A 15,585-nucleotide genomic window follows, 5' to 3' on the forward strand; every position below is an offset into this window, starting at 1 on the left:
CCCCACGCTGACTCTCCGAATAGTCGCGCTGCGCAGCCTCAGTCCGCCGCTTCCCCTCTTGCTGAACCTCACGCCGCTGCACGTGTTGCTGCTGCTGCTTCTCCAACCGCTCAACTTCAGCCTTCTGCCCCTTCTCCTTCGCGGAATCCAGCTGCCGCTTCATCCCCGTACCAGGCGAACCCCCACGCTGACTCTCCGAATAGTCGCGCTGCGCAGCCTCAGTCCGCCGCTTCCCCTCTTGCTGAACCTCACGCCGCTGCACGTGTTGCTGCTGCTGCTTCTCCAACCGCTCAACTTCAGCCTTCTGACCCTTCTCCTTCGCGGAATCCAGCTGCCGCTTCATCCCCGTACCAGGCGAACCCCCACGCTGGCTTTGCGCGTAATCCGACCGTCCGGCAGCCGTCGACTGAGGTTTTCGAGAGTTCTGGGTCGGCGTCGGGGTCGCTTTCTGTGAAAGCTTCTGCTGAACCGGTTTCTCGACCTTGCGCACGGTCCCCTTCGCCGTCTTGGTGGTCGTAGACGGTTTGGTCGGCGCGGCGGCGGCTTCAGCCTTCGCCGTGTCGAGCATGCCGAACAGTAGGATCAGGAGACCGCCAGAGGTGGAGCACAGCAAAGCCCTTCTTACGGTGGGATTCATCATCCACAACTTCCCCTCGGGACTCGCGTATGGCGGTGGCCGGTCCGAGGGTGGAGTACGACGGTTCATTACCGGTACATTCGCGATACATCGAAGCCGACCGACCCTGAACCATCCGCAGCAGGAAGAAAGATCATTAGCCGAACGCTGGTGAAGGGGATCCTGCGCTCGAGTTGGTTTCGGCGGGGCGTGACCGGCTATGGCCTGAGAGTTCATTAGATCGGCGACGAGATTCTGGAGATCTTCGCCATACCTCCGGGCCGACAGGTGAACCCTTACAGGTAGCACTGGCAACCCGTGTCATGTCGCTGCCGGACAACTCGGCGCGAGCGAAGATCGGCGGTTTCGCAGCCGGTTGGACCCTTTGCGGGGCCGACGTCCGGCCCCTCGCGGGTCGGCTTGATCATCACACTGATCGCGCTCGGATTCCTGGTGGTCTGCGTCGCAGGCTTCTTCACTCTCCGCGCGCTCGACCTCTTCCGACGTTCTACTTGTGACCCACAAGGGGCCGGCGAGCAGGAACGACCAGTGCGCCGGAACAACAGGCGCCGGTACCGAGCCCATCTAGTTGCATCGATTGCGCAACGGTTACTATCGTGGAGGTGGCGAAGTACCGCCAACTGGCGACGCCGAGCAGCCAAGCCGGTCGGGCAGCCGGCCGATGTTCAGATGTCAGCGGGTCGATTCGGAACTGCGGCACGGGCCCGAGATGGGCTGGAGGGGTGGACGTGGTCGACCTTGGAGCGGTGTCGCCGGACTGGAAGCCGATGGTGTCACTACTGGACAACATCCTGGATCGGATTCAGGCCGACCTGTCTCGAACCGAGGTCGTGGGTTTGTCGATCACCGCAAGCCACGGTGACGCCATCGAAGACTCCGTGCTGGTTCCGCTGGCCGCGCAAGGGGAAGGCGCGGGCTTCGTCGACGCCGAGGCGCGGATCAGGACCGGGCCGGTGTTGGAGGCGGCCCGGGCGGGCCAGCCGGTTGTCACCGCCGATGTGTGGATCGATTCGCGCTGGCCGCGCCTGACCCGAGACGCCGTCGCCGATCTTGTTCCCGCGGACGTGGCGGCGCGAATGGTCGGTGTCGTCGCGGTACCGTCCGGCTGGGACACCGGAGGAATCGTGGTGTTGTCGGCCCGGCTCGCCATCGCGGCCGACGAAGACGTCCTCAAGGTCCTGCTGCGTTACGAACAGCTCGTGGCCTCCGCGCTGGCCGTCGTGCACGCCTCGACCGCCGAAGGCCCCGGCCAGGTGCTGGGCATGTTGCAGGCCCGTTCGGTGATAGAGCAGGCCAAGGGCGCGATCATCGCGGTGGCACACTGCGACGCTCACACCGCCTGGCAGCGCTTGCAGATCGCGAGCCAGCACTTCAACGTCAAACTCCGGGACCTGGCAGTCGCGCTGATCGAGCACCTCGGACACGCCCCGGCCGAGCAACCCAGGGGGTTGCCCAGCATCGTCCCGGACGACACCACTCGCCGGGCCGCGGAACGGCTCTGGGCCGCGATCACCACCGAGATCGGCCCGGCACGGCGATAGGTGACAGTGGCTCCCCGACCGGAGGACGACGACGAGTCGAGCGCGGGTTCCGCAGGGGAACGGGCACGACAGCGCGTCCGGGAATCTGCCATGTGCCTGCAATGCCGCGTCCTTACGTTGAGCTCCTGAGGTTGCCTTGCGCAGCCATGCACCGTCGTCTCACCACAGGAGGTCATCCGTTGAAGCGTCTCGCAACCGCCATAATCCTCGGCGTCGCCGCGGTCGCCCTGCCCGCCACCGCCCAAGCAGCACCCGCGTCCACGCTGATCACGTGCGGCACCCACAGCGAGGACCGGGGCGACCATACGGCCTACTTCTACGGCAACTGCAACAGTGGCGGCCGGGAGGTCCTCGTCCAGGTGTGGATGAGGTGGAACGGCGTGCAAAGCATCTACCAGCACGACATCTGCGTCGCGCCGCACGAGGTCGGGCATCTCGGGAACTCGTCCAAGGACGCCGCGCCTTCATACAGCTACTTCGGCAAGAACACCGGTCGGGCCTGCTGACCGGTCTCGGCCGCGTCCACCCGTGCCGTCAGGGACCGCCCGGATTCGACTCGGACATCGGCGCGAGTTCGTGGAGATGAGCACGCACGACGTCCGCCATCGGGTCGGCGAGGATGCCCAGCACCGGGAGCGCTTCTTCCCACGCGTTCCTGGCCTGCTCCGGATCGTCGTCGGCCCTGCGGGCGTATCCCAGGTCGATGAGCGCCGCCGCGAGTTCGAGCTGATCCCCGCTCGCCCGCAGCGGGGCCACCGCTCCATCGAAGGCGGCGAGCGCCTTTTCGGGCAGGCCCATGTCGTCGTACAGCCTGCCGAGATTGGTGAGGGTGACACCTTCACCCCAGCTCGAGCGCAGTTCACGATGCAAGCGCAGCGCGTCGGTACAGCAGCGCAGCGCCGATTCATGCTCGGCCAGTACGCGGTGGGCGCCGCCCAAGCTGTTCAACGCGACCGCCTCGCCCCAGGCATCGCCGAGGGCGCGCGAAGAGTCGGCGCAACGACGAAACATTTCGACGGCGTCCTCCGGAGTTCCCGCGTTCACGAGAACCTCGCCGAGGGTGTGGAGGATCGCGCTCTCACGGCGGTGATCGCCGGTCTCGCGGCACTGCGTCATCGCGTGCCGCAGTGTCCGCTCCGCGTCCTCGTACCGCCCGATCCAGAATTGAAGCGTTCCCAGGGCGTGCAGAATCCGCGTCTGGCCGGGCTGTACGGCTCCGCTCTGCCCGGCTGGCGGGCGACCGGGGCGAAGTAACTGCACCCAGTCCTCGAGCGACACCCGGCCGTGGTGCGGCACCGAATCCGTGTTCGGTGTGAGACTGAGACTCGCCTGATCGACGTGAGACCAGTCGACGAAGTCCTCGTAGCTGCTGAAGGTACGGACGAATCCCTTCGGCATGGCGAGGCAGACGGCGGCCCGGTCATCGGGAAAGAAGCGCCGATACGCCGCCGTCATCGTGTTCACGTAGTACTCGAGCACCCGCGACTGCGCCTGCTTGCGGTCCGGCTGTGACTCGCTCGCGAGTCCCTGTTCGCGGGCATAGGAGCGCAGCAGGTCATGGAACTGGTACCGCTCGGCCTTGACCTGCTGGATCAGGCTCGCGTCGACCAGCGACTCCACCTGCCTGTCGGCGTCGTCAGGTGAGGTGCCCAGGAGCGCCGCCGCCTCGAAGCGGTCCACATCCGGCCCCAGATGGAGACCGAGGAGATGGAAGGCCCGCCGCGAGTCCGGCGGAAGCCGGTGGTACGAAACGGCGAACGCCGCGGCGACACTGCGGCTGCCCGACCGCAGCCGCGGCACGATGTCGCGTTGATCGCTGAGCTTGCGGCGCAGTGCCGTCACCGGCAAGGACCGGGACAGCCGGGCTCCGGCGATCCGGATGGCCAGCGGCAGTTCACCGCACAACCGCACGGTTTCGGCGATCGCCGCGTGATCCGACTCGGCACCGCGAGCCGCGGCGATCCGGGTGAGCAGCTGCCCCGCGTCGGCGGGCGAAAGCGGATCAAGGGTGAGCCGGCCGGCGCCGTCGAGATCCAGCAGGCGATGCCGGCCGGTGATCACCACGCCACAGCCCGGTCCGGCCGGAAGCAGAGATTCGACGCGCACGCCGTCGCCCACGTTGTCCAGCACTACGAGCACCCGCCGCTCGGCAAGGGCATCGCGCCAGAGCATGGCCCGCGTCTCCGTGTTCTCCGGTATCGCCTCCGCAGGGACGCCGACCGCACGAAGCAATACATGGAGCGCCTCGTGGGCATCTCGCGGCTGCAGACCCGGCGTGTGCCCGTACAGGTCGATGTAGAACTGCGCGTCCGGGAACCGGTCCGCCAGCGAATGTGCCAGGTGGACCGCGAACGCCGTCTTCCCGACCCCGGCCATCCCGTCCACCGCGACCACCACCGGGGACGTCCGGTCCGCGTTCGCCGAACAGAGTTCCGTGATGAAACTCGTCTCGGCACGGCGTCCGGTGAAGTCCGCGACATCGGGGGGCAGTCCGCGCAACCCGGCGGTCCTGGGACCCCAGAGCCGGCTCCGCGGGACCGGGTCTGCCTGCTCCAACACCATCCGATGCGCCTGCCGCAGCCGCGATCCCGGCTCGACCCCCAGTTCCGACACCAGGAGTTCACGGGTCCGGCGGAACACGTCCAGTGCCGCGGCCTGCCTGCCCGACCGGTAAAGCGCCACCATCAGCTGCTCGCACAGCGACTCCCGCAGCGGGTGGGCGGTGCGCAATCGCTGCAGTTCGGCGATCACCTCGGCGTGGTTTCCCAAATCCAGCTCGACCGCGAGGCGTTCTTCTTGCACCGCCAGCCGGGTCTCCGCCAGCGCGTCGGCGTTGGTTCGGGCGAAGGGTCCCGGCACTCCCGCGAACGGGCTGCCCCGCCACAGCTTCATCGCGGCGTCGAACTCGGCCACGGCTTCCGCCAGCCGGCCTGCCGCCACGGCTTCGCGCCCCAGCGCGACATGGTCGCCGAACACGTCGAGGTCCAGTTCGCCCGGGTCGACCCGGATCCGGTAGCCGCCCGCTTCCGAGACCAGCCTGTCACCGCGTTCGGTGGCGGCGAACGCCCGCCGGAGGCGGGACACGTAGGTGCGCATGGTGTCCACGGCCGTGACGGGAGGCTCCTCTCCCCAGATGGCATCGACCAGCGAACCCAGGCCGACCACCCGGTTGGCGTTCACCAGCAGCGCGGCCAGCACGGCTTGAGAGCGCGGCCCTCCCAGCTCGATCCGCCCCAGTGTTCCCCATGCCCCCACCGGACCAAGAATCCCGAACCGCACCGCGCCCCCCAAACACCCGCCGAAGATTCCTCTATACCGCAGCCCGGCAGGGAGGCACAAAGGCGACCCAACGGAATGCCGCTGCACATCCATTTCCCGGCGCCCGATCTGGCGCTCTGCTGGGCCCGCATTCGGTCAAAAGCAGGCGGAAATCACGTGGCTCAGCGGACCTGCAAGGAATTTGCCATGCGGTCGCCGTAAGTTCGCGAACGCCAGGGAAGCATTCAGCTCACCGGGTGGAACTCGCGAGCGGGGTCGAAGGCGGACTCGGTGCGAGCCGTGCGGGTCTTCCGCAGGTCCGACATCCAGACATCCGAAGGAGAAAGCGATGAACGCCTTGGGTCCCGCCGCCGCGCTGCGGCTCGGTTCGCAGATCCAGGTCACCAAGACCGTCAGCCGGCTGCTCGGCGGACTCGGCGACCTGCTCGTACAGGTGGAGCAGCCGAAATGGCGGGAAGATCCGTATCCGTTGTACGAGTTGATACGGGCGAAGGGCCCGCTGTACCGAGGTTTGAGCGGGTCGTGGGCCACGGCTTCCTTCGCGCTGTGTGATCAGGTTCTGCGGGATCGCCGGTTCGGCATGAAATACGCGGACGGCACGCCCGCGCTCACCGGCGCGCTGGGAACGGTGTCCCAGACCTATCCGGAGAGTTTCCTGGACCTGGATCCACCCGACCACACCCGGCTGCGCAAGCTCGCCGCGCCCGCGTTCAAGCCGGGGCGGGTGGACCGCTACCGGCCGACGGTGCAGGCGGCGGTGGACTCACTTCTGGCCAAGGTGGCCGGGCAGGAGACCTTCGACCTCGTCAAGGATCTGGCCGCGCCGCTGCCGATCACGGTGATCAGTGATCTGCTCGGTATCCCCGCCTCCGAGCGGGCGGCCTTCGCCGAGTACGGCACTTTGATCGGCGAAGGCCTCAGCGGTGTGCACTCGGTCCGTCAAGCCGAACGACTGATCACCGTCGGCGAGAAACTGGTCGTGTTGTTCGACCGGCTGCTTCACGAACGGACGGCGGTTCCCGGCGACGACGTGATCAGCGATCTCGCGGCCGCCGTCGGAGACGAAAGGATGACCGCGCGGGAACTGCACGGCACCGCGTTGGTGTTGCTGATCGCCGGTTTCGAGACCACGGTCAACCTGATCGGCAACGGCGTCCTGGCGCTGCTGGAGCACCCCGCCCAGTGGGAGCTGCTGTGCTCCGATCCGAGCCTCGCCGCAGCCGCGGTGGAGGAAGTACTGCGCTACGACCCTCCGGTGCAGGCTTCTCTGCGGATCGCGCACACCGACGTGGAACTGGCCGGGCGAACGATCAGGCCGGGCCAGTTCGTCGCCGTGCTCCTTGCCGCGGCCAATCGTGATCCGGAGGTGTACGAAAGACCGGGCGAATTCGACATCACGCGTTCCGGCGCACCGGACCATCTGGCGTTCTCGAGCGGAATACACTATTGCCTCGGCGCCAGGCTGGCGCGAATCGAAGGCGAAATCGTCTTCCGCACCCTGGCGGAGAGAATGCCGCTCTTGCGCCGGACGGGTCCGCTACGACGCCGGGAAGGCAATTCCATCCGAGGCCTGAGCCACTTCCCCGTCACGGCCTGAACGCACCCGAAACCGGCATTCCCTCGGCTGACGCTGATCGCGCGTCGGCCGGTGGCCACCGGAAACGGCAGTGCCCCAGCGTCGGGGCCGAGCACATGGCCCGGCCCCGGCAGACTCGGTCGTCAAACGGTGGGCGCGGTGCCCGCCGTCGTCGCGCCGGTGCGGATGGTGTGGCTCTCGGGTGCGGCGTTGACCGCGCCGAAGTCCCAGGGCAGGGTGATCCGCGGGTCGCTGGTGTCGCCGCGCGGGCTGGTCTCCTGGGGCGCGGTGACCGTGATCGCCAACGGTGTTTCCTGCCGCGGCGCACCGATCGCGCTCCAGTGCAGCGGGATGTAGGCCGAGGAGCCGTCACTGATCTCCACCGACGGGGCATCCGGTGCGGCGTCGGAGGAGAGCATCACGTCGCGGGCCCCGACGAGGTCGATGGGCAGCGTTCCGGGCAGGGTGCAGGTTTCGCCCTGCTTCGCGGTGAACTGGATGGCCGCGTCCCGGCCGCCCGCGCCGGCCCCGCCGTAGACGAGCTGAGTGGTGACCTGACCGGACGTGCAGCGGAAGTCGGTGGGCATCGCGCCGGCGGTACCGGCGGTCAAGACGGTGGCCCCGGCCGCCGCTCCGGCGACCAGCAGGGCCGTGGCGCTCCGACGGATGTTCGTGCGAGTGGTCATCGTTCTTCCCCTTCTGCCGTAATCGCTCTCGCCACCGAAGTGCCCACGCCACGACCGGGAAATGCGCCGAGGTGAGATTGATCAGCCGGAAGCAACCTCCGCCGGGCCTGTGCGTCCACACCATCACAGGCGCGATCTCGTACGCCGACCAGAGCGTGCCCACGCGTGCGGTAGCACGGTGCCCTCGGTCGCCTGCCCAGGCCCGCGATGGCCGAGTCGGCAACTCACCCAGCCATGGTGCGTGCGATCGGAACGTGTGTTCAGGCCGACAGAGAGTCCTCGAAGGGGAACACCGTCAGCTGCTCTCCCCCGCCAGGGCGGATCAGGTACGGGTTTTCCAGTTTGACGCCTTCTGTCCCGTGGTCAGCGGTCACATAGCTTTCCACACAGATGACCATTCCGGTCTCGAATGTGCCGTCGTACGACGGTGTCCGGGCCTCGTACGCGGGCGGAACCTGCGGGTATTCGACCGACATCCCGACACCGTGAACATAACCGAAGCTGTGCTTGTGGAAGCCCTCGGGTGGCTCCCAGGCCCGATCGCGGAATTCCCGGAAAGTCAGCCCTGTTCGCAACAGTGCGGCATTGTGCTCCAACTGCTCGCGAGCGAGAGCGTAAAGGGTCCGTTGTGTCCCGCTGCGCCGTCCGCCCCCGACGAGAAAGGTCCGGGACACGTCGGCGTTGTAACCGAAGGGGCCGATCATGTCGGTGTCCAAGCACACCAGATCTCCCGCTTCGACCGCACGCGGTCCGGCTTCCTGATACCACGGCCTGGTCCTCGGCCCCGAGTTCAGCAGCCGCGTCTCGATCCATTCTCCGCCTTGTTCGGCATTCACGCGGTTGAGGATCGCCCAGAGTTCGTTCTCGCTCATACCAGGGCGTGAACTCGCTTCGGCCACCTCGGCAAGAGCCTTTTCCGCCACGGCCAGCGACCTTCGCATACACGCGATCTCGTCGCCGGATTTGATCATCCGGGCGCGCTCCAGCACGTTCTGGCCGTACCGCACGTCGACGCCGGCATCCTGCAACGCGAACAGCTCCGGCACACTCGTCCGGTCGATCGCCAGCGGGCCTTGCCCGCCCACCAGGTCCGCGATCTCGGCGGCCCAGTCCTTTGCTCGTTCCGCAACCTCGGGACCACCCGATATGTGGTTGACGGCGACCGCCTGCCGCACCTCCCCGATGGTGTCCAATCCGTCGCTGAGGTGGTCCGCGTCGCGGTATTCGAAGAGGATCGTAGGCCCGCTGACAGGCACGTAGAGATATCGGCTCGGGAAGTGCATGGTCCACAACTGCATGTTCCGCGCGTCGGTGGCATACCGGATGTTGATCGGATCGTTGAGCACAGCGGCCGCGTAGCCCGCCTCGCTCAGCGACTGCTGAACGCGCTTCAACCGGTACTCCCTCATCCGGCCCAGCCCGGCGGCCCCCAGCGAAGTCGACTCGGCCTTCTCGGTCCGCGCCATCCCTTTCCTCTCGTTCGAGAGCCGCGCACACCCCGAGCGGCCGACGAAATCCGGTCGCCAGACGCATACCCCGTTCAGCCGCCATCGAAGCACGCGCCCCGTACCCCCAGTCTGGATCCCGACTCCTCAGGGTTGCGGGTCGTCTGTGGGTGTCGTGTTGATCGCGTGGATTTCGTCGATGATGGCGGGCCATAGTTGGCGCGGCAGGTCGTGACCCATTCCCGCATAGGTGACGAATCGTGCTCCCGGGATGGCGTCGGCGGTTGCTTGCCCGGCACGGACCGACTGCAGAGAGTCAGCCTCTCCGGTGATGACGAGGGCCGGGGCCTGGACGCGGGACAGTTCCGCTCGCCGGTCCCCGGATGCGAAAACCGCTGCCGCCTGGCGGCGAAAAGCGGCGAAATCGGCTCGGTGTGCATATGTCCGGCGGCCGAGATCGCGAATCCAGTCCTCGTCGTGCGGGTAGCCGGTCGAGCCGACGACCCGGAGTATCCTGACCATCTGCTCGCCGGCGGCGTGTGGTCCGGCCGGCCTTCTCCGATGGGCCATGGCGAACTTGATCACCGTACGGATCTTGCGTCGATCCCACCGCAGGAAATGATCAGGTGCCGAGGACATCGAAGTCAGGCTCAACACGCGGTCCGCGTGACGAGCTGCCATGACCTGGGCGATCATGCCCCCCAGCGACACGCCGACGAGGTGCGCGCCGGACCAGCCCAGCGCGTCGAGCACGGCCGATCCGTCCGTCGCCATCTCCGCGAGGGTGTAGCGCGTCGTGGCACGCGAGGACCGGCCGGCGTCTCGATTGTCGAACCGGGCGACGTGGAAACCCCGCGCCACCAGAGCCGCGCAGAAGTCCTCGGGCCAGCCCGACATCGGTGCCAAGCCGCCCTGGATCAGCAGCAGCGGACGCCCTTCCGCGGAGCCGAACGTCTCGTAGGCGATCTCGATATCGCCGTTGCAGGTGAACGCGACGCTCACGGTTCCTCCGTCACTCATCGTTTTCGGGAAAACGGTGGCAACTCCGACAGCCCGCGCGTTGCTGCTGAACCCTCGTCGATCCCGCCCCACTCGGTAACACTGCGTTTCTAGAAACACGACGTTACCAGATGGGCCTCCGTGCCACCGGCGAGGCTCGCCTCCGTCATCGGAATCTGACCCTCACTCTGCGCCGACATCGGCTCCGCACCAGACGAGAGAAAACCGCGCTCGAGTTGCCGGACGGCCGCTGCGCGGGAATCCTCGACCAATGACTGCCGTGAAGATTCCCCGCCCTGTCGCTGGTGACGTCGTCGACCTGATCCTGGACGATCACCGCCTGTTCGAACAGCTCCTGCGTGATCTGCGGGACGCGACCGCGGACCGTGACGGCGCCCGAGCCGCGTTGTCGGCAGCACTGATCGCGCACGGTGAGGCTGAAGAACAGGATGTCTACCCCGCCCTGCGGCGCAAGGACGCCATCGACAAGCACGAGCAGGAACACGGCGAGGAAGAACACGCCGAGGGCAACCAGGCGCTGTTGGACCTGCTGGAATGCAAAGGCACCGACACGCAGAAGTTCGATGACGCGGTCGAGAAGTTGGCCGAGGCCTTGATGCACCACATCGGCGAGGAAGAGCAGACGATTCTCAACCCGGCACGCACCGAAGTGAGCGAGAAGGTCCGGCAGGATCTGGGCACGGCCTGGGCAACGCGTCGCAACACGCTGCTCGACCAGGACTGCGGCGCCATCGAGTTCGTCAAGAAGGTCGTGGCCCGAGCCGAGAAGAAGGGCCTGCTGTCCGATGAGGACGACGAGTCCTGAGGCATGTCTCTCGCTTAGCCGCCTTCTTGTCCGCAAAGGGGATCTCGGCGAACTCCAGCATCGCGTCGAGGGAGGTCCTGGGTTTCACCTTCGACGACGTCGGCGCCCACGAATCCCTTGTCCACAAAGGCAATCCTCAACAGGCGTACGTCACCCTCGTCCCCTTCAGCTGACCCCGTTCTTCTCGCTCGGGTGCCGGGCACCCGAGCGGGAAGGGTTTCTGTTCGAGAGCCGCAGTTCAGCCGGTGACGTCCCCGGAGGCGACGACGAAGGCGCAGCGGACCTCGCCCCTTTCTAGCCCGGGCCACCGATCACCGCCTGGTGTTCGAACAGGACGTTCTCGACCTCGGCCAGGTACACGTTCGGCCTCCAGCCCTCGCCGGAGCAAGGGATGTGGTGACGGAGGATCGGTGATTTGATGGGTCCATGGACTTGGGGTTGCTTCTCGGTTTCGCCGGAGCGTGCGTGGTACTCAACCTGGTGCCTGGGCCCGGGATGATGTTCACGATCGCCCACGGCATCGGTGGCGGCCGCCGCGGCGGCATCGCGGCCGCGCTGGGGATGGCCAGCGGCACCATCGTGCATACAGTCGCGGCCGCCGCAGGCTTGAGCGCTCTCTTGCGCGCGGCTCCCGCCGCACTGGAGACAGTGAGGATTCTCGGCGCGATTTTCCTCTTGTACTTGGCGGTGAGCACCCTGGTGTCGGCCAGGAAATCGACGTCGACACCGGCGACACGCACGAGTTCGCGGTCCAACTTGCGCAAGACCTACGTGTCGGCGGTGCTGACGAATCTCGCGAACCCCAAGGTCGTTCTCTTCTACCTGGCTTTTGTGCCCCAGTTCCTCACCCCGGAGGGCTGGGCCGTATCCGCTCAGATCCTCGTGCTGGGAGCAGTGTTGATCGCGATCGGTCTCGTCATGGACGGTGCGGTCGGCATCGCAGCCGGCACCTTTTCCGCGTTGTTGCTCAGTAAACCGAAGTTCCAACGTCGGCTCAAAGAGCTTTCCGCGGTCATCTTCGGCGGCTTGGCTCTGCGCCTCTTCACCGAGGGCCACTGACATCGGCAGTCAGCGAGCTCATCGCGTGGAACAGGAAACCGCGGCGACCAGCGTGTCGGACTGTCTCAGTACCGGCCATGCCCCGACAGTCAGACCGGCGGGCGGGCGTAGGTGACCGAGTACGGGTTGCCGTGGATGACGAACGGCAGCGTGCCGCCGTTGTCCTGCACGAAGGCGTTGATCCGCCAGGTCCCGCACCCGCCGGCCGGCTGCGTCACCGTCAGCTGCCCGAGGAGCCGCAGGTGGTGCAGGTTCCCGCTCACCGCAGCGGTTTCCGAAGGCGTGGCCTGGGCGACGCAGCCAGGCGCGGTTGAGGACGGCGTCGCGACCGTCCGGAACCGCACCATCGCGGTGTTGGCCTTGCCGGGATAGGTGGTGCCGTCCGGGCAGGCGTTGCCACCGTCGCCGTAACAGCTCGTGGCGAAGAGATCGGCGGTGGCGAGGAACCTGGTGGCTCCCGGCAATGGGGTGTAGTCCACCGGGTTCACCTGCTTGCCGGGCGCATCCATCCCGAGGAAGGTGTTCTGCGAGGACCCGAAGGTCTGCGCGAAGCCCTCGGGGCCGATGGCTCCGTCGATGTCCCCGATGAAGCCGCTGTACAACCTGGCGGTCTCGCGACCGGGCTGGCCGGGTTGCCCGGCCGCGTACCCGTTGAGGACGTACGCCCGCAGCAGGCACTCGTAGTTGCCCGTGGTGGCCGGCTTGAACAGCATGCGCGCGACGAGCGTGACCTTGCCGCCGCCGTGCAGCAGGTTCTGGCCGCTCCAGATCTGCCCGTGCTGGGTCGCCGTGTTCGGCAGCGTCGTGCCGCCCACCGCCTGGCAGGTGATCTTGTGCCCGATCGCGATGGCGGACACCGCGCCGTCCACTCGGCCGTCGCCGACCTCGATCTCACTCCGCAGGTTGTGCGAAGTGCCCGCGGTGACCGTGCCAAGGACGAGCCGGGCGCGGACCTCGCCTTCGCCGCCGGGTGACTCCACCATCGTCACCGGCGCGGCCTCGGCGATCTTGTCGTAGGCATGGGCGGTTCCGGCGAGCACCGGAACCAGGACCAGGGCGCTGAGTATGGCCAGAAGGGTTCGCACGCCTCCCACCATGCCGCAGGCGACGACGCCTTGCACCCCTCGATGTCGCAGAGAAGAAATCGCCGACCATGCCAGGTTCGGCGAATCGATCAATCACCAGCACCGGTCTCGACCCCGCACACCGCTACCGGCTCGGCCCCGTCCACCGGAGCCATTCGCCCTCCGGGGTCACCATGACCGTCCTCCCCTGTGCTGACCGCATCGATGAGTGGCTGGTAAACCGGGATTTTCACCGGAGCACTACTCGCACCGTTCCGGCGACCTGACGGCTCTCGTGCTCGCCCGAACGGCGACGGACCCGGTTCAGGGTTCCGGGACGACCCACGGATTCGGGCGGCACACCGCGCCGTCCGCGGCGACGTTGGCCGCCGCTCCCGGCTCGACGCGGTTGAGTTCCGCGACGTAGGTGTTGGACAGTCCGAACGTCTGCTGCATCATCACCGGCGCCGCCACCCCGGTGGCCGGGCAGCCGACGTGGCCGTGGCCGAGCGCGTGGCCGACTTCGTGGTTGATCGCGTAACGGCGGTAGCCCGCGAGATCGCCTTGGTAGGCGTGGGCGCCGCGCACCCAGCGGGCGAGATTGATCACGACCCTGCGGTCGCGGGTGAGATAGCAGGACGACTCGTACGGGATCGCGAAACCGCAGCGGTCGGGACGATGGCTCGTGGCGGGGCTGGTCAAGCTGATCCGGAACGACGGCGCGGCGCCGAGACCGTCGACCCGGCGGAACGACACCTGCCCTAGCCCGCTCCAGCCTCGCGGGTCCGCGAGGATCGACTCCACCTCCGCGGCGAACGAAGGGTGCTCGACACCCTCTTCGATTTCCACGGTGTACGACAGTTCCCGTGCGGAGCCCGGTGTCGTGCCCTCACCTGAGCCCGCTGCCACCCGCCAGTTCCCCGAACCGGCGGGGATGACCGGCGCGCCGTCCGGCAGGGCGGCGGATTCAGCGGGCCGGGCGACCGGGTGCGCCGCCACAGTCGGCCGGGGCGGCGGCGATCCAGGTGACGGGGTGCCGGGCAGAACACGTGTTTCGAGGGCGAACGGCGTGACGAACAGGATCAGGCACAGCGCCAAGGCCACCGAGATCACGATCGACGGCCACCACGTCCGGTGGATCCGGCGCAGAACGGAAAAGGGCTTTTTCACCGGAGCCGCGTGCGACGGCGGTTTGCGCCGTTCGGCGATCGCCGGTGGCAGGGATCGTGGTTGCGGCAGCCAGTCGACGACGACACCGTCGCGGCGCACGTGCCGCGGTTCAGTACGCAAGGCTCACGCCCGCACAGCCGGCCGCGGGCGCCGGCGCCGTCCGCGGGTAAGAGACCGTCTCCGGATCACCGTCCGCCGTGTACCGGCGGCCGGCGGGGGAACCGAGTTCGTCGAGCCAGCGCGCGGAACCGTATTCCGCCTCAGGACCTGCCGCCTGCGAGCGGATCCTGGGAATCGACACAGGATCGAACTCGCGAGAGCAGGGGGAAGGCGCCGGACCGGCTCCGACGAGCAACACGCCCTCGTAGGAATATCCCGGTCCACGCAGTGCTGTCTCCGCTCGTCGCGGTCGCGCTCCGTACGGCAGCGCGAGCGTGCTCGGCCGATATCCGGGGACCGCTCGCCTGATCAGGGTGTCCCCCTCCACGATCGCCGCCGACGCCGCCGATTCCGTGGCACGCCGCAGGTTCGTGTGCCGCGCGGTGTGGTTGCCGATCTCGAACCGATGCTCGGCCAGCCAGCGCAGGGCACGCTCGTCGCCGCCGAACGGACGTTCGTTGACGTAGACGCTGGCGACCGGCCGGAACCGGGGATGCGCGGCCGCGACGTCCAGCAGGATCCGCACGGCCGTGCCCGGGGCCGGCTCGCCTTCCGGAGTGAGCGCGAAGACGGACGGATCACCGTCGTCGAAGGTCAGCACGACCGGGTGCGTACCCGCGGGCAGGTCGAGTTTCCGGGACACCAGGTCGGCGGTCGTCACGGGGACGTAGTCCTCGGCCGCGAGGCGCTCCAGCTCCGCCCGGAAGTCAGCGGGGGTGCGGTCGTAAGCCGATCGGGGGTGCTCGACGAGGCGGTGGTACATCAGGATCGGTATCCGGCCCAGTTCGTCGGCACCCACGCGCCGCGCGTCGTCCGCCGTGACACGCGCGGGCACGGATACCGGGCTCGTAACCGGTGCCGCCGGTGCCTCCGGTGCTCCCGGTGCCGCGGGCGCGGGTGTTCCACAGGCCGACACCAGTACGACGGCCAGTCCGGCGCCGAGTCTGAGGAAGGAACTCATGCGGGCAGTGTGCTGCCGGAACCGGTGCCGCGACCCAGGATCCACCAGGTCGGGTGAGGGCGGGCAGCTTTGCCCCTCCGCGAAAATCGACGTCTTTCCTGATGGAGGCGCTGGGCGGGAAACCGCCTCCGGCACGATCCGGTGATCGCGGAAAATCCGGTTTATCCCAAGATCGACAAGGGT

General features: G+C 67.6%; 13 protein-coding genes. 5 read left to right on the top strand and 8 right to left on the bottom strand.

Annotated elements, in window-relative coordinates:
- Positions 1 to 640: hypothetical protein (locus ACLJQ7_RS29100; RefSeq protein WP_410651358.1), on the bottom strand; the 640-nt coding region annotated here is incomplete at its 3' end.
- A 725-nt stretch (positions 641 to 1,365) separates the two neighbouring features.
- Between ACLJQ7_RS29100 and ACLJQ7_RS29105 the strand changes: the two genes are divergently transcribed.
- Both ACLJQ7_RS29105 and ACLJQ7_RS29110 read left to right on the top strand, forming a co-directional pair.
- The gene (locus tag ACLJQ7_RS29105) at positions 1,366 to 2,178 is read left to right on the top strand and encodes an ANTAR domain-containing protein (protein ID WP_410651359.1); all 813 of its coding nucleotides are present in this window, start codon (positions 1,366 to 1,368) and stop codon (positions 2,176 to 2,178) included.
- Positions 2,179 to 2,357: 179 nt separating this feature from the next.
- On the top strand, positions 2,358 to 2,684 hold the full coding sequence (locus ACLJQ7_RS29110; RefSeq protein ID WP_410651360.1) for a hypothetical protein: 327 nt from the start codon (positions 2,358 to 2,360) through the stop codon (positions 2,682 to 2,684).
- Between the two features lie 28 nt (positions 2,685 to 2,712).
- Here ACLJQ7_RS29110 and ACLJQ7_RS29115 read toward each other — a convergent pair whose 3' ends face one another.
- Positions 2,713 to 5,433 carry a BTAD domain-containing putative transcriptional regulator gene (locus ACLJQ7_RS29115; RefSeq protein ID WP_410651361.1) on the bottom strand — a complete coding sequence of 907 codons (2,721 nt, stop codon included), beginning with the start codon at positions 5,431 to 5,433 and terminating at the stop codon, positions 2,713 to 2,715.
- A gap of 352 nt (positions 5,434 to 5,785) precedes the next feature.
- On the opposite strand from ACLJQ7_RS29115, the gene ACLJQ7_RS29120 reads away from it, so the two are divergent.
- Positions 5,786 to 7,054 carry a cytochrome P450 gene (locus tag ACLJQ7_RS29120; protein WP_410651362.1) on the top strand — a complete coding sequence of 423 codons (1,269 nt, stop codon included), beginning with the start codon at positions 5,786 to 5,788 and terminating at the stop codon, positions 7,052 to 7,054.
- A 122-nt stretch (positions 7,055 to 7,176) separates the two neighbouring features.
- Here ACLJQ7_RS29120 and ACLJQ7_RS29125 read toward each other — a convergent pair whose 3' ends face one another.
- The 3 genes from ACLJQ7_RS29125 to ACLJQ7_RS29135 all read right to left on the bottom strand — a co-directional run bounded on the left by ACLJQ7_RS29125 (position 7,177) and on the right by ACLJQ7_RS29135 (position 10,166).
- On the bottom strand, positions 7,177 to 7,719 hold the full coding sequence (locus tag ACLJQ7_RS29125) for a DUF4232 domain-containing protein (protein WP_410651363.1): 543 nt from the start codon (positions 7,717 to 7,719) through the stop codon (positions 7,177 to 7,179).
- 260 nt (positions 7,720 to 7,979) lie between these two features.
- A complete protein-coding gene (locus ACLJQ7_RS29130; RefSeq protein ID WP_410651364.1) occupies positions 7,980 to 9,185 on the bottom strand; it encodes a M24 family metallopeptidase in 1,206 nt (401 codons plus the stop codon).
- Positions 9,186 to 9,311: 126 nt separating this feature from the next.
- On the bottom strand, positions 9,312 to 10,166 hold the full coding sequence (locus ACLJQ7_RS29135) for an alpha/beta fold hydrolase (RefSeq protein ID WP_410651365.1): 855 nt from the start codon (positions 10,164 to 10,166) through the stop codon (positions 9,312 to 9,314).
- A gap of 268 nt (positions 10,167 to 10,434) precedes the next feature.
- Between ACLJQ7_RS29135 and ACLJQ7_RS29140 the strand changes: the two genes are divergently transcribed.
- On the top strand, positions 10,435 to 10,989 hold the full coding sequence (locus ACLJQ7_RS29140; RefSeq protein ID WP_410651366.1) for a hemerythrin domain-containing protein: 555 nt from the start codon (positions 10,435 to 10,437) through the stop codon (positions 10,987 to 10,989).
- Between the two features lie 426 nt (positions 10,990 to 11,415).
- Positions 11,416 to 12,048, top strand: coding sequence for a LysE family translocator (locus tag ACLJQ7_RS29145; protein WP_410651367.1), 633 nt, complete (start codon positions 11,416 to 11,418; stop codon positions 12,046 to 12,048).
- A gap of 89 nt (positions 12,049 to 12,137) precedes the next feature.
- Here the strand turns inward: ACLJQ7_RS29145 and ACLJQ7_RS29150 are convergent, their stop codons facing one another.
- From ACLJQ7_RS29150 to ACLJQ7_RS29160, 3 genes are all read right to left on the bottom strand, one after another.
- A complete protein-coding gene (locus ACLJQ7_RS29150) occupies positions 12,138 to 13,133 on the bottom strand; it encodes a hypothetical protein (RefSeq protein ID WP_410651368.1) in 996 nt (331 codons plus the stop codon).
- 303 nt (positions 13,134 to 13,436) lie between these two features.
- Complete coding sequence (locus ACLJQ7_RS29155; RefSeq protein WP_410651369.1) at positions 13,437 to 14,402, bottom strand: DUF3152 domain-containing protein; 966 nt, start codon at positions 14,400 to 14,402, stop codon at positions 13,437 to 13,439.
- Entirely contained in the window at positions 14,392 to 15,402 is a 1,011-nt protein-coding gene (locus ACLJQ7_RS29160; RefSeq protein ID WP_410651370.1) for a polysaccharide deacetylase family protein, read from the bottom strand. Before ACLJQ7_RS29160 ends, ACLJQ7_RS29155 begins: the two co-directional genes overlap by 11 nt.
- Positions 15,403 to 15,585: the final 183 nt, after the last annotated feature.

It is taken from the genome of Amycolatopsis sp. cmx-4-54 (assembly GCF_046548895.1).
Lineage (GTDB): Bacteria > Actinomycetota > Actinomycetes > Mycobacteriales > Pseudonocardiaceae > Amycolatopsis.

What these genes read in the sequence shown, in the direction of transcription:
- ACLJQ7_RS29120 (WP_410651362.1), top strand. Translation starts at nt 5,786, where the DNA reads ATGAACGCCTTGGGTCCCGCCGCCGCGCTGCGGCTCGGTTCGCAGATC.
- ACLJQ7_RS29125 (WP_410651363.1), bottom strand. Translation starts at nt 7,719, where the DNA reads ATGACCACTCGCACGAACATCCGTCGGAGCGCCACGGCCCTGCTGGTC.
- ACLJQ7_RS29130 (WP_410651364.1), bottom strand. Translation starts at nt 9,185, where the DNA reads ATGGCGCGGACCGAGAAGGCCGAGTCGACTTCGCTGGGGGCCGCCGGG.
- ACLJQ7_RS29140 (WP_410651366.1), top strand. Translation starts at nt 10,435, where the DNA reads ATGACTGCCGTGAAGATTCCCCGCCCTGTCGCTGGTGACGTCGTCGAC.
- ACLJQ7_RS29145 (WP_410651367.1), top strand. Translation starts at nt 11,416, where the DNA reads ATGGACTTGGGGTTGCTTCTCGGTTTCGCCGGAGCGTGCGTGGTACTC.
- ACLJQ7_RS29160 (WP_410651370.1), bottom strand. Translation starts at nt 15,402, where the DNA reads ATGAGTTCCTTCCTCAGACTCGGCGCCGGACTGGCCGTCGTACTGGTG.